This window comes from Rhodococcus sp. DT1 (assembly GCF_049844875.1).
In the GTDB taxonomy this organism is placed as follows: Bacteria; Actinomycetota; Actinomycetes; order Mycobacteriales; family Mycobacteriaceae; genus Rhodococcus.
Window position 1 is genome coordinate 613,244 of record NZ_JBNCLW010000002.1, and the last position, 12,693, is coordinate 625,936.

15 protein-coding genes and 4 tRNA genes are annotated in these 12,693 nt (G+C 67.0%); 15 read left to right on the plus strand and 4 right to left on the minus strand.

The genetic code is table 11. The features are described from left to right. The first annotated feature begins 44 nt into the window (after positions 1-44). Positions 45-485 (plus strand): DUF6918 family protein, encoded by a 441-nt coding sequence (locus ACLQ3J_RS07175; protein ID WP_296551267.1) that lies wholly within the window; start codon positions 45-47, stop codon positions 483-485. A 105-nt stretch (positions 486-590) separates the two neighbouring features. Here ACLQ3J_RS07175 and ACLQ3J_RS07180 read toward each other — a convergent pair whose 3' ends face one another. Then, on the minus strand, positions 591-1,454 hold the full coding sequence (locus tag ACLQ3J_RS07180) for a siderophore-interacting protein (RefSeq protein ID WP_425902684.1): 864 nt from the start codon (positions 1,452-1,454) through the stop codon (positions 591-593). A 72-nt stretch (positions 1,455-1,526) separates the two neighbouring features. After that, the gene (locus ACLQ3J_RS07185; RefSeq protein ID WP_296551258.1) at positions 1,527-2,117 is read right to left on the minus strand and encodes a flavin reductase family protein; all 591 of its coding nucleotides are present in this window, start codon (positions 2,115-2,117) and stop codon (positions 1,527-1,529) included. A gap of 106 nt (positions 2,118-2,223) precedes the next feature. On the opposite strand from ACLQ3J_RS07185, the gene menD reads away from it, so the two are divergent. From menD to ACLQ3J_RS07200, 3 genes are read left to right on the plus strand one after another with little or no spacing between them, the layout of a single operon-like run. Continuing rightward, on the plus strand, positions 2,224-3,843 hold the full coding sequence (menD, locus tag ACLQ3J_RS07190) for a 2-succinyl-5-enolpyruvyl-6-hydroxy-3-cyclohexene-1-carboxylic-acid synthase (RefSeq protein WP_422424501.1): 1,620 nt from the start codon (positions 2,224-2,226) through the stop codon (positions 3,841-3,843). After that, positions 3,840-4,292 (plus strand): DUF3592 domain-containing protein, encoded by a 453-nt coding sequence (locus ACLQ3J_RS07195; protein WP_425902685.1) that lies wholly within the window; start codon positions 3,840-3,842, stop codon positions 4,290-4,292. Before menD ends, ACLQ3J_RS07195 begins: the two co-directional genes overlap by 4 nt. A gap of 53 nt (positions 4,293-4,345) precedes the next feature. Next, on the plus strand, positions 4,346-5,044 hold the full coding sequence (locus ACLQ3J_RS07200) for a demethylmenaquinone methyltransferase (RefSeq protein WP_169619483.1): 699 nt from the start codon (positions 4,346-4,348) through the stop codon (positions 5,042-5,044). A 42-nt stretch (positions 5,045-5,086) separates the two neighbouring features. On the opposite strand, the gene ACLQ3J_RS07205 is transcribed toward ACLQ3J_RS07200, so the two are convergent. Further along, a complete protein-coding gene (locus tag ACLQ3J_RS07205) occupies positions 5,087-6,358 on the minus strand; it encodes a geranylgeranyl reductase family protein (RefSeq protein ID WP_169619484.1) in 1,272 nt (423 codons plus the stop codon). Between the two features lie 112 nt (positions 6,359-6,470). Between ACLQ3J_RS07205 and ACLQ3J_RS07210 the strand changes: the two genes are divergently transcribed. Together ACLQ3J_RS07210 and htpX are read left to right on the plus strand one after the other, a co-directional pair. Next, positions 6,471-7,517, plus strand: coding sequence for a polyprenyl synthetase family protein (locus ACLQ3J_RS07210; protein WP_169619485.1), 1,047 nt, complete (start codon positions 6,471-6,473; stop codon positions 7,515-7,517). Positions 7,518-7,625: 108 nt separating this feature from the next. Next, positions 7,626-8,489, plus strand: a complete 864-nt coding sequence (htpX, locus tag ACLQ3J_RS07215; protein WP_296551253.1) for a zinc metalloprotease HtpX — start codon at positions 7,626-7,628, stop codon at positions 8,487-8,489. 117 nt (positions 8,490-8,606) lie between these two features. On the opposite strand, the gene ACLQ3J_RS07220 is transcribed toward htpX, so the two are convergent. Further along, positions 8,607-9,098, minus strand: coding sequence for a YajQ family cyclic di-GMP-binding protein (locus ACLQ3J_RS07220; protein WP_169619487.1), 492 nt, complete (start codon positions 9,096-9,098; stop codon positions 8,607-8,609). Positions 9,099-9,244: 146 nt separating this feature from the next. Here ACLQ3J_RS07220 and ACLQ3J_RS07225 point away from each other — a divergent pair. From ACLQ3J_RS07225 to nusG, 9 genes are all read left to right on the plus strand, one after another. After that, a tRNA-Tyr gene (locus ACLQ3J_RS07225) sits at positions 9,245-9,330 on the plus strand. A gap of 247 nt (positions 9,331-9,577) precedes the next feature. Then, a tRNA-Thr gene (locus ACLQ3J_RS07230) sits at positions 9,578-9,650 on the plus strand. Positions 9,651-9,693: 43 nt separating this feature from the next. Beyond that, positions 9,694-9,769 (plus strand) — tRNA-Met (locus tag ACLQ3J_RS07235). A 57-nt stretch (positions 9,770-9,826) separates the two neighbouring features. Then, a complete protein-coding gene (gene rpmG, locus ACLQ3J_RS07240; protein ID WP_003941903.1) occupies positions 9,827-9,994 on the plus strand; it encodes a 50S ribosomal protein L33 in 168 nt (55 codons plus the stop codon). 88 nt (positions 9,995-10,082) lie between these two features. Beyond that, positions 10,083-10,655, plus strand: coding sequence for a (3R)-hydroxyacyl-ACP dehydratase subunit HadA (hadA, locus tag ACLQ3J_RS07245; protein WP_169619488.1), 573 nt, complete (start codon positions 10,083-10,085; stop codon positions 10,653-10,655). Further along, complete coding sequence (hadB, locus tag ACLQ3J_RS07250; RefSeq protein WP_169619489.1) at positions 10,642-11,067, plus strand: (3R)-hydroxyacyl-ACP dehydratase subunit HadB; 426 nt, start codon at positions 10,642-10,644, stop codon at positions 11,065-11,067. The genes hadA and hadB overlap by 14 nt, the downstream gene beginning before the upstream one ends. A 179-nt stretch (positions 11,068-11,246) precedes the next feature. Next, a tRNA-Trp gene (locus tag ACLQ3J_RS07255) sits at positions 11,247-11,319 on the plus strand. A gap of 32 nt (positions 11,320-11,351) precedes the next feature. Continuing rightward, positions 11,352-11,783, plus strand: a complete 432-nt coding sequence (gene secE / locus ACLQ3J_RS07260) for a preprotein translocase subunit SecE (RefSeq protein WP_425902686.1) — start codon at positions 11,352-11,354, stop codon at positions 11,781-11,783. Between the two features lie 44 nt (positions 11,784-11,827). Further along, a complete protein-coding gene (nusG, locus tag ACLQ3J_RS07265) occupies positions 11,828-12,643 on the plus strand; it encodes a transcription termination/antitermination protein NusG (RefSeq protein WP_296550972.1) in 816 nt (271 codons plus the stop codon). The last annotated feature ends 50 nt before the right edge of the window (positions 12,644-12,693 follow it).

Genomic DNA, 12,693 nt, shown 5'->3' on the forward strand with positions numbered 1-12,693 from the left:
TAGTCCCAACAGTCACAAGTGTCACATTTACGGAGGCAGTGAAAGTGGTTGCAGCTCTGCACGATGCTCTGCTCGGACCCGACAAGTTCCCGGCGGTCAAGGCCGACGTCGAAGCTCTGATCGATGCCGAGGTGTCGGACAAGAAGGGTGCATCGGGCCTCGCCCTCAAGGGCGGCTACGCCGCAGTGAAGAAGGTCGGACCGTCGGTCGTGCCCGGCGCGATCGAGAGCCTGCTCCCCGACTTCGTCGAGCGGCTCCAGCCGTTCTGGATCGAGTACGCCGGTGCCGGTTCGTTCGCCGACTTCCTCGTTGCTCGCGGTGACGCGGTCGCCGACGCACTCCTCGGCGTGACCGACGAGAAGATCGCCGGGTCGTCGAAGACCGCCGTCAAGAAGGTCTACGACTCGCTGCGTCCCTCGGCGAAGAAGCACGTCATCGAGGCCCTGCCTCGTCTGGGCGACCTCGTCCAGAAGCACGCGGGCTGATCCGATACTGCGGATCGATCCGACGAACGTCGCGGTGACCACCGGCTCCGGCCGGTCGGCACCGCGACGTTCTGCTTTCGTCGCAGGGTTCTCCCGAGGGAGACCTCAGTAGACGGGCTCGCCGTACTTCCAATAACCCGTGAACGTCACTGCCGACCTGTCCCAGCCGCGCTCGCGCACGAGGTGACGTCGCACCCCGGTCGCGAGATCGGATTCACCGGCGACGAACGCACAACCGCGTGCCGACGGGAGGGTCGCGGCTCGCACCGCTTCGACGGCGAGAACCCCCGGACGCGCCGCTCTGTCGGTGCGGATGAGGGGATGGACCCGCACGTTCGGGCCGGTCGCCAGGTGCTGCGCCGCGAGATCCTCCGGATGGGGAACCTCGGCGAACACGTCCACGGCGGCCGACGGATCGCGGGAGAGGACGGACTCGAGGATGCCGGCTACCGCGGGCAGCGCGCTCTCGTCGGCCACGAGCAACTGCCAGTGCGCGTTGTCGTCGGGTACGTAGCCGATTCCTTCGTCGAGCACACCGAGTTCTTCACCGGCCGAGACGGTGTTCGCCCACGCCGACGCCGGTCCGAGGTCTCCGTGCGACGCGAAGTCGATGTCGATTTCCGCCGTGTCGCCGAACGTTCCGGCGCCGGCCGCGCGGAACCGGCGGAAGGTGTAGTTCCGGAGCACGGGCCGCTCGTCGTCCGGGATCACCTGATATTCGGGCCACCACCGGTCGTCCGTCGCCGAGGGCAGCGTGAATCCGCGCCGGCCGGGGACGGGAAAGAACATCCGGAACCAATGGTCGAAGCCCATCGGACCGATGGTCGACACCGCATCGCCGCCGATGGTGACGCGGACGAACGTCGGGCTGATCCGTGCGGTGGCGAGCACGCGAGCGCGCACGATCTCGCGTGTCGCCGGTTTGACGAACTTCGGCGCCTTGCGCGCTGCCCTGGTGCGTTCGGCCATGACCACCCTTCCGGAGCCGCCCCCTACTGAGCCGACCCTAACCTGCGGGGGCGGTGTCCGGTGACGCAGGGCTCAGCAGGTAGGGCGCTCGAGGGACCGAACCTGCGGCGTCAATCCCCACTCGGTGCGTCCCAGCCTGCTCGCGGGCGCGAGCGCCGCGAAGTCCGGCGCTCCGTCTTCGGCCAGCACGTCGCGCCGAACCGTCACCGCGACCACATCGCCCATGACCACGAACGAGTCGCCCACCTCGATCACCCGGCGCAACGTGCACTCGATCGACGCGGGCGATTGCGCGACGCGGGGAGGGCGCACCCGCTCGCTCGGCTCCGCCCGCAACCCGACTTCCGTGAACTCGTCGACCTCGTGCGGAAAATTCGCCGAGGAGGCGTTGACCTGCTCCATCAGCGGAACCGTCGCGACGTTCACCACGAACTCGCCCGTCTCCTCGATGTTGCGAAGACTGTCCTTGCGGCCCACCGAGGTGAACTGCACGACCGGTGGCGCCGTGCTGGCGACCGTGAAGAAGCTGTAGGGAGCCACGTTGGCGACCCCGTCGCCCGACACGGTCGAGACCCACGCGATGGGACGGGGCACGATCGTGGCGGTGAGCAGCCCGTAGAAACGTCCGGGACTCAGATCGGCGGGATCGAAGACGGTGCGCATCCCCCCATTGTGGTGGTTGCCGGGCGGTGGATCGCTGCCCGGCCGCAACCCGGCGCGGCGCGGGGGAGAACCCGGGCACCTGCCGCCCCGCACTACCCTGGACGTCGTGAACCCGTCCACAGCCCAGGCCACCGCAGTCGTCGACGAACTCGCCCGAGGTGGGGTGCGGGATGTCGTGCTGTGCCCGGGCTCGCGCAATGCCCCGCTCGCGTTCGCGTTGCAGGCGGCAGATGCTGCCGGGCGGCTTCGTCTGCACATGCGCATCGACGAACGGACCGCCGGCTTTCTCGCGATCGGCCTGGCCCTGTCGTCGAAGCGGCCCGTGCCCGTGGTGATGACATCCGGGACAGCGGTGGCGAACCTTGCCCCGGCGGTCCTCGAAGCGAACTATGCGCGCGTGCCGCTCGTCGTTCTGAGCGCCAACCGCCCCTATGAACTGCTCGGATCGGGTGCGAACCAGACCGTCGAGCAACTCGGCCTGTTCGGTACGCAGGTCCGCGCGACCATCAGCCTGGGATTGGCGGAGAGCGCCGACCAGAACAGCGCGTGGCGATCGGCGGTCAGCCGTGTGCTGGCGGCAGCGCGCGGCACCCGGTCGGGGAACGCCGGTCCCGTGCACTTCGACATTCCGCTGCGTGAACCCCTCGTTCCCGCGGCGGACCAGAAGGGATCCGCCCCCGAAGGTCGTCCGGACGGGGCAGCGTGGACCACCACCGCCAACGCGACACTGGACGTACCGGTCGAGATCGACCTCACGCCGGACACGGTCGTCATCTCCGGGCACGGCTCCGCGCTGCGGCCCGAACTCGCGGGCCTGCCCACCGTCGCCGAACCGACCGCGCCGCTGCACGGCGTACCGCTGCACCCGATGGCGCTGCCACATCTGAAGCCGCGGCAGGCAATCATCACGGGCCGGCCGACCCTGCACCGTCCCGTGTCGAACCTGCTGGCAGACCCGGCGGTGGCGGTCTACGCCCTCACCACCGGTCCGCGCTGGCCCGATGTGTCCGGCAACGTTCTCGCGACCGGCACCCGCGCGGTGATCTCCGGACAGCCGGACGAGGCATGGCTCGAGCGGTGCCGGCAGCTTTCCGCGCACACCGACAAAGCCGTGCGTGCGCAGTTGGATTCCCACCCGAAAGCCACCGGACTGCACGTCGCCGCAGTCGTCACCGACGCGATGCGCGACGGAGACCAGTTGCTGCTCGGGGCTTCCAACCCCGTGCGCGACGCGGCGCTGGTCAGTTACCCGAAACCCGGCGTGAGTGTGTTGTCCAACCGGGGCGTCGCCGGTATCGACGGGACGGTCTCGACGGCGGTCGGCGCCGCGCTCGCCTATACCGCCGGCCGCACTGTCGCGCTGCTCGGCGACCTCACGTTCCTGCACGACGCGGCGGGACTGCTCATCGGACCTTCGGAGCCACGCCCGCGCAACCTCACGATCGTCGTCGCGAACGACGACGGCGGCGGCATCTTCGAACTGCTCGAACAGGGCGACCCGCAGTATGCAGGCGTCTTCGAGCGAGTCTTCGGCACGCCGCACGGAATGGACCTCGGGGCGTTGTGCGCCGCGTACCGCGTTCCGCACGAGAGTGTGGACTTGCAGGGCCTGGCGGCCGCCCTCGCCGATACCGCTCCGCCGTCCGGGGGGATCCGGGTCGTCGAGGTGACCACCGACCGGGCGGGACTGCGTGAACTTCATGCGGCGGTGCGGGCTCAGCTGTGACCGGAACCGAACGCGCGCGACGCATCGTCCTCATCGTCGCCATCGCGCTGTCCGCATTGGCGGTCGCCCTCTTTCTCGGTGCTCTGCGCAACGACCGGACCATCGAGAGCGACATGGGCACCGCAACCGCCGAGGTGTTGTCGGCCGGGTCGCTCCGGTCCGCGGTCGCTTTCGTCACGCCCGACGGCGTCACACACAACCCCGAACTCGGCGTGCTGTACCCGACGGGTCTGGCCACCGGCCAGCGCATCGCCGTCGAGTACGCGCGCAGTGATCCCGACCTGGTGAGGGTCACCGGACGCGATGCCCGGGTGGCACTGATCCCCACCGGTTCGGTGATTGTGGTCACGTGGCTGATCGCGGTGCCGGTCCTCGTCTACCTGCGGCGCCGTGAGGCCGCGGACACCGATCCCTCCGTGGCCGAGGACGCGGCACGCGCGATGTCCTGACGACGAGGTCCTCCTCAGGGTTCGCGGGCCCGTCGCCGGGTAACGTTTCGGCCGTGGCAAAAACTCACGGATCGCGCGCGTCCCTCGACAAGGATCCGCGCGAGGTCGCGTCCATGTTCGACGGTGTCGCGGCGCGCTACGACCTGACCAATACCGTTCTGTCGTTCGGCCAGGACCGCGGATGGCGCCGTGCGACGCGTGCCGCGCTGGACCTGAAGCCCGGCGAGCGGGTTCTCGATCTCGCGGCCGGCACCGGCGTCTCGACGGTCGAACTCGGCCGCTCCGGAGCGTGGGTGGTGGCCACCGACTTCTCCACCGGCATGCTGAACGCCGGTGCGTTCCGCCAGGTACCCATGGTCGCGGGCGACGCGATGCGGTTGCCGTTCGCCGACGCCGTCTTCGACGCCGCGACGATTTCCTTCGGCCTGCGCAACGTCGCCGATCCCGATGCCGGCCTCCGCGAGATCGCGCGGGTCGTCAAGCCCGGCGGGCGGTTGGTGGTGTGCGAATTCTCCACTCCCGTGCGGGAACCGCTGCGCACGGTCTACATGGAATACCTGATGCGTGCGCTTCCGCGGGTCGCGCGCGCCGTGAGCAGCAACCCCGACGCGTACGTGTACCTGGCCGAGTCGATCCGGGCATGGCCGACGCAGGAACAACTCGCCGTGCGTATCGGAGAGGCAGGCTGGCGCGACGTGAAGTGGCGGAATCTGACGGGCGGGATCGCGGCGCTGCACAGCGCGGTGCGCTAGGTCGGCACAGCGCGGTGCGCTAGGTCGGCACAGCGCGGTGCGTCAGGCGAACAACGGCCGGCGGTCCCAGCGCATGGACGCACGTCCGCTCGCCCGCCACGCCCGTGCCACGACATCGGTGTCCTCGTCGGTCACCAGATTTCCCATCACGCGCACCGCGACATTCATCATCGCCCGTGACCGCATCGCGACCGGTCCGGTCGTCGGCAGGAACTTCGGCACGGTGAGCAGCCCGGCGAGCCTCCGTGCGGTCGAAAATGCGGCTCCGTAATGCGCGCGCAGCAATGCGGGCCACTCGCCTGTCAGATCGTCCCGGTCGAGGATCTCTGCGAGCAGGCGCCCGCCCTCGAGTCCGTAGTCGATGCCTTCGCCGTTGAGGGGATTGACGCAGGCGGCTGCGTCGCCGACAAGCGCCCAGTTGACGCCGGCCACTCCGGACACCGCACCACCCATGGGAAGTAGCGCCGACGCGACCCTGGTCACGGGGCCCAGTCCCCACTCCGCACGACGCTTGTCCGCGTACAGGTCGATCAACGGCCGCAACGATCCCTGTGCGGGGCGCGCGGCCGTGGCGAGCGTGCCCACGCCGATGTTGACCTCGCCGGTTCCGAGTGGGAACACCCAGCCGTAACCCGGTTGCAGGGTTCCCGCATCGTCACGCAACTCGAGGTGCGAGGTGATCCACGGATCGTCGCTCCGGGTCGATGTCGCATAGGCGCGCGCGGCCACGCCGTACGCGGTGTCGCGGTGCCAGCGGCGCCCGAGGACCTTGCCGAGCGGCGAGCGCACGCCGTCGGCGACGACGAGCCGCCGGCACGACACGGTGCGCGGACCGTCCTCGGTGCGGAGGAGTACGGAGGTCACCCGGTCACCGTCACGCTCGACGTCGACGGCCTTGGCTCCTTCGACCATCCGGGCACCGGAGTCGAGGGCGACCCGGCGGATCCGGTCGTCCAACTCGGTGCGGGGCACGGCGCTTCCCATCGAGGGGAACGAGGAGTCAGGCCACGGCAACTCGAACCGGCCGCCGAACCCTTCGAGGCGCAAGCCGCGGTTGACGGTGTGGGTGCGCAACCAGTCGCCCAGGCCGAGACGGTCCAGTTCCGCGACCGCGCGCGGGGTGAGCCCGTCGCCGCAGGTCTTGTCTCGCGGGAACGTCGCGGCGTCGACCAACAGCACGTCGTGCCCGGCGCGGGCTGCCCATGCCGCAGCCGACGAACCGGCGGGACCGGCACCGACGACGAGAACATCGGTACTGTCGGGAACGCAGGACCGGGATTGCCGCGGCTCTGTCGCGGAGTTTTCGCCCACCACGTGTCCATCCTCTCAGGCACGACTTTCTCGCCTCGACGAGGTGGTGTGGTGGTGGAGCGGCTAGGTTCACTACCGTGAGGCCGAGGCGACAGAAGAGGATGGGTACGTCATCGTGAGCACTGAGGGGGCGGCTCGGACCGCCGGTCCGGCCGACGCGGTATCGAGCACCGTCGTTGCTGGTGTGGAACTCGGCGACCCGGGTCTCGCGACCAGCGTGCGCGACGGACTCGCGAGCGTCGAGGCACTGCTCGTCCAGGAGTTGTCGGACGGTGAAGACTTCCTGACGGAGGCGGCACTGCACCTCGCGAAGGCGGGCGGCAAGCGATTCCGGCCGCTGTTCACGATCCTGACCGCGCAACTCGGCCCCAACCCCGCCGATCCGTCGGTCGTGACGGCAGCGACGGTGGTCGAACTCGTCCACCTCGCGACCCTCTACCACGACGACGTGATGGACGAGGCGACGATGCGGCGGGGCGCTCCGAGCGCGAACGTGCGCTGGAACAACAGCGTCGCCATCCTCGCCGGCGACTACCTGTTCGCCCACGCGTCCCGGCTGGTGTCCACACTCGGCCCGTCCGCGGTGCAGATCATCGCCGAGACGTTCGCCGAACTCGTCACCGGGCAGATGCGCGAAACCATCGGTGCCCGTGAGCAGCAGGACCCGGTCGAGCACTACCTGCGGGTGGTGTGGGAGAAGACCGGTTCGCTGATCGCGGCGAGCGGCCGATTCGGCGGCACCTTCTCCGGGGGCGACGAAGAACACGTCGCACGGCTCGAGAGGCTCGGCGACGCCGTCGGTACCGCCTTCCAGATCGTCGACGACATCATCGACATCGCGTCGGTCACGTCCGAATCGGGCAAGACACCCGGAACCGATCTTCGTGAGGGCGTACACACGTTGCCGGTGCTCTACGCGCTGCGCGAGACCGGACCCGACGCGGACCGGTTGCGGGAGCTGCTCGTCGGCCCGATCGACGACGAGGCACACGTCGAGGAGGCCCTCGAACTTCTCGTCCGGTCGCCCGGCATGGAGGCGGCCAAGCACACCCTCGACACGTATGCGCGGCGGGCGCACGCCGAGCTCGAGGCGCTGCCTCAGGGTCCCGCCAACGAGGCGCTGCGGCACCTCGTCGACTTCACGATCGCCCGGGTGGGCTGACCTCCTCCGACCTGTCCCGGGGGAACCGGGAAGCTCTGCCGTTCGTTGATCGGGCGAATGGACCACCACCGTGCGAACCACAGACGCGGGGTGGGGGAGGAGCGTGACGTGCACGGGTATGCGAACCGTCTCAAGACGGCCGGGTTACTGGTGGGAATGTCGGCGCTGATCGTCTTCGTCGGCGCCTTGTTCCAGAACTCGACGATCCTGGTGATCTCGGTGGTGCTGGCGGTCGGTGTGAACGGGTACGCGTACTTCAACAGCGACAAGCTCGCGTTGCGGTCGATGCACGCGCAGCCGATCACCGAGGTCCAGGCACCGGTGATCTACCGCATCGTGCGTGAGCTGGCGACGGCGGCGCATCAACCGATGCCGCGGTTGTATGTCAGTCCCACCAACGCGCCCAACGCGTTCGCCACCGGCAGGAATCCACGTAATGCCGCGGTGTGCTGCACCAGCGGGATCCTCGACATTCTCGACGAGCGCGAACTACGCGCGGTCCTCGGTCACGAGTTGTCGCACGTCTACAACCGCGACATCCTGATCTCGTCCGTCGCCGGCGCCATGGCCGCAGTCATCTCCGGCCTTGCCAACTTCGCGTTCTTCGCGGGCGCGTTCGGTGGCGGCCGGGAGGGCGGCGCCAATCCGATCGCGCTGTTGCTCGTCTCGTTGCTCGGCCCCATTGCCGCGTCGGTGGTCAGGCTGGCGGTCTCGCGCTCACGTGAGTACCAGGCAGACCAGTCCGGCGCCGAGCTGACGGGCGATCCTCTGGCGCTGGCGTCGGCGCTACGCAAGCTCGAGCGCGGCACCCAGGCCGCACCGTTGCCGCCGGAGCCGCAACTCGCGGCTCAGTCGCACCTGATGATCGCCAATCCGTTCCGGGCCGGCGACAAGATGAGCAGGCTGTTCTCCACCCATCCGCCGATGGAGGAGCGCATCGCGCGGCTGGAGCGCATGGCCGGCCTGCGGTAGGCGACCCCCGCGTAGTTCCGGGGAAGTGCCCGCAGAGGCCTCAGGGCCCGGAAACCGCGGGAGCGACACCGCCCGCGCAGGGAAGCGCGGGACGGGTGTCGGTGTGGCCGCGTCGCTCTAGCGGTAGTTGACGAACTGCAGCGCCACGTCGAGGTCGGCGTTCTTGAGCAGCGCGATGATGGCCTGAAGGTCGTCACGCTTCTTGCTGCTCACACGCAGCTCTTCGCCCTGGATCTGTGCCTTCACGCCCTTGGGGCCTTCGTCACGGATGAGCTTCGTGATCTTCTTCGCATTCTCCTGGCTGATGCCTTGGACGAGAGTGCCGGTGAGCTTGTAGACCTTGCCCGACTGGGTCGGTTCTCCGGTCTCGAGCGACTTGAGGGACAGGTCCCGCCGGATCAGCTTCTCCTTGAACACGTCGAGCGCCGCCTTGACGCGGTCCTCGGTGTCGGCGGTGATCACGATGCTTTCTTCGCCGGACCATTCGATGCTCGCGCCGGTATTGCGGAAGTCGAAGCGGTTCGCGATCTCCTTCGCCGCCTGGTTCAGGGCGTTGTCCACTTCCTGACGGTCGACCTTGCTCACCACATCGAACGACGAATCAGCCACGTCTGTCTCCACTTCGGTCGGTCTGTACGGGGTTGTCATGCCGACGCTATCCGGTCGATCGGCGCCCGTAACCACCCGGTTTGCATTTCGGGGGGGTATGCGTTGTATTCTTCCAACGCATCAGGGACACGGTCCCGAGAGCACCCGGCAGGTTGCCCGAGCGGCCAATGGGAGCGGACTGTAAATCCGTCGGCTTATGCCTACGTAGGTTCGAATCCTACACCTGCCACCACACAGCCCCGGTTCTTCGGAACCGGGGCTGTCGTGTTCTCCGGGGTAGTTTCCCGGGGGGTGCCGCGGCACACGGTCCGGCAGCTGTCGGCAACCCTGTCGGGCCGACCGGAGCGTGCGGTGGCCGGCAGGTCCTGCGCGACGCTCGAGCGTCGCTTTTGGTGCCACTACCTGCTGATTTTGTGCTGACGGCGAGTGTGTGTAATCTTTTGGAGGCCGCAGCGAGCAGAGATGCTCCACGTGGCCGCGCCCCCTTAGCTCAGTCGGCAGAGCGTTTCCATGGTAAGGAAAAGGTCGACGGTTCGATTCCGTCAGGGGGCTCGCTGGATTGTGTGCCTTGATTCCGCGCGGCACATGACACCGAGGCGGTGTAGCTCAGTTGGTAGAGCAAACGACTCATAATCGTTGTGTCGCCGGTTCAAGTCCGGCCATCGCTACCAGAGTTGAATGAACCACCTGATCGATCATGATCAGATTTAACCGAAAGAAGGCATCCCGTGGCCTCCTCTACAGACGTCCGGCCGAAGATCACCTTGGCCTGCGAGGTGTGCAAGCACCGCAACTACATCACCAAGAAGAACCGTCGCAACGACCCCGATCGGCTCGAACTGAAGAAGTTCTGCCCGAACTGCGGTACGCACCAGTCGCACCGCGAGTCGAAGTAGCCTATCTGATCGACGTCGACGCGTAAGGTCTCCGCAATACCGACCGCGCCTGTTGGCGTCCTGGGCGGAATTGCGGAGGTTTTTGCGTATGACAGACGCACTCGTATCCGAAGACTCTGTGGACGTGACCGAACAGGCCGGGATCCAGTTCGATGTCGCCGCGCATGCGAAGTCCATGGTCGGACACCATTACCGTGTGGACGACTTCTACGAAGTCGGCCGCGAGAAGATTCGTGAGTACGCCCGTGCGGTGCTCGACGGACATCCCGCGCACCACGACGAGGACGCAGCCAAAGGCCTCGGATACGACGGCCTGATCGCTCCGCTCACGTTCATCTCGATCGTCGGCATGATCGCGCAGCGCAAGCTGTTCGAGGAAGTCGTCACGGGTTACGACCTGAGTCAGATCATGCAGACCGATCAGCGTCTCGTGTTCCACCGGCCGATCCAGGCAGGCGATCGTCTGTTCTGCGACGTGTACCTGGAGGAATTCCGTCAGGCAGCCGGCAGCGACATCATCACCACGAAGAACCTCATCACGGATCAGTTCGACAATCTCGTGCTGACCTCGTGGACCACATTGGTGGGCCGTACCGGCGGCGAGGTCGACGCCAACATCGCGCACGCGGTCAAGGATGTGATGATGCATGAGCCTTCGTAGCTTCGAAGACGTCGTGGTCGGGGACGAGCTTCCCACCAAGACGGTGACGCTCACACGCGGCAATCTTGTCAACTATGCCGGTGTGTCGGGTGATCCCAACCCGATCCACTGGAGCGACAAGGTCGCCGAACTTGCCGGCTTGCGCGGCGTCGTCGGTCACGGCATGCTCTCCATGGGCATCGGGGCCGGCTATGTCACGGAGTGGCTGGGAGACCCCGGTGCGGTGAAGGAATACAACGTTCGTTTCACCAGCCCGGTATACGTGGAGGCCGATGAGGCCGCCGCAATCGAGTTCAACGGCAAGATCAAGTCGTTGGACCCGGAAAGCAAGACAGCAGTGGTCGCGATCGTGGCGAAGTCGGAAGGTCGTAAGATCTTCGGCCGGGCCACGGCAACGGTTCGCTTGGCCTGACGGCCGGGCGGATTGGGTTTGTCCCGGGGCAATGCAGTACACTAAAGCTTCTGGGATCGTATAGCGCAGCGCGCTGCTCTTCGGTGCTCGTTCAAAGCCGATGGGGTAGCGCGCGTGTCATGTGATCGCAGACGGGTCGATCGACAAGGTGCTCGTTCGAGACACCGATGATCGACCAAAGGGGCGTAGCTCAATTGGCAGAGCAGCGGTCTCCAAAACCGCAGGTTGCAGGTTCAAGTCCTGTCGCCCCTGCCCCCGGACTGCCAGCGACCGAGAGGAACGATGTGAGCGAGGAGCGCGGTAAGCGCCTCAGCGACACCGGAGGGTTCACCCCCCGCGACGCTGGACCGGCAACCGGCGCAACCCCCGACGATTCCTCTGCGGTAGCGAGGCCGAGCGGCAAGCGTGTCGCCCGCTCGTCCGAGGGTGGACGAGTTTCCGTCGCCAAGGATTCCGATCCGGCAGGTTCGCGCCGTGCCAGGTCTGCCGTCGCGACCGGTGACGTCTCCGGGGACAAGAAGCCCGAGAACATCTTCAAGCGCCTGCGTCGCTACTTCCGTGAGGTCATCGCCGAGCTCCGCAAGGTGATCTGGCCGAATCGCAAGCAGCTGACCACCTACACGATCGTCGTGGTGGTGTTCGTGGCTGTGATGACGGCGTTCATCTTCGGCTTGGATCTGGCGTTCGTGCAGGGCGTCAGCTGGTTGTTCGGCTAGCGCTCGCGCGCCTGCAAATTTGATCGACGAGAGGAAAAGTGCCGGTGAGCACCCCCGAGAACGACTCCTACGAGGCTTCGGCCGAAGAGCACGTTTCGGACGAGGTTTTCGTTGACGACGCGGCGACCGCCGAGGCCGTCGATGCCGACGCGACGCCCGAGAACGTCGATGACCTTGCCCCTGCCGGTGAGGATGCCGACGCATCTGCCGAAGGTGGCGAGCCCGAAGCCGAGGTCGAGGTCGATCCCGCCGAGGCTCTGGAGAAGCAGCTTCGCCTCGAAGCCGGTGACTGGTATGTGATCCACTCGTACGCCGGTTACGAGAACAAGGTGAAGGCCAACCTCGAGACCCGCGTGCAGAACCTGGACCTGGGCGAGTACATCTTCCAGGTCGAGGTGCCCACGGAAGAGGTCACCGAGATCAAGAACGGGCAGCGCAAGCTGGTCAACCGCAAGGTGCTGCCCGGTTACATCCTGGTTCGCATGGAGCTGAACGACGAGTCGTGGGGCGCCGTGCGCAACACGCCCGGCGTGACCGGCTTCGTCGGTGCGACCTCCCGTCCGTCGCCGCTGACGATCAAGGAGGTCGTGAAGTTCCTCCTCCCGCAGCAGGCGAAGAAGAAGCCTGCGGCCGGAACGTCGGCCGCCGGCGAGCAGTCGGCCGCCGCGTCGTCGAAGCCCACCATCGAGGTGGACTTCGAGGTCGGGGAGTCCGTGACCGTGATGGACGGTCCGTTCGCTACGCTGCCCGCGTCCATCAGCGAAGTAAATGCCGAGCAGCAGAAGCTCAAGGTCCTGGTGTCGATCTTCGGTCGTGAGACTCCCGTGGAGTTGTCCTTCACGCAGGTTTCGAAGATCTGACGCACGAAAGCTTGCAGTAGCAATACGCAAGAACCACACCGAGCAAGAAA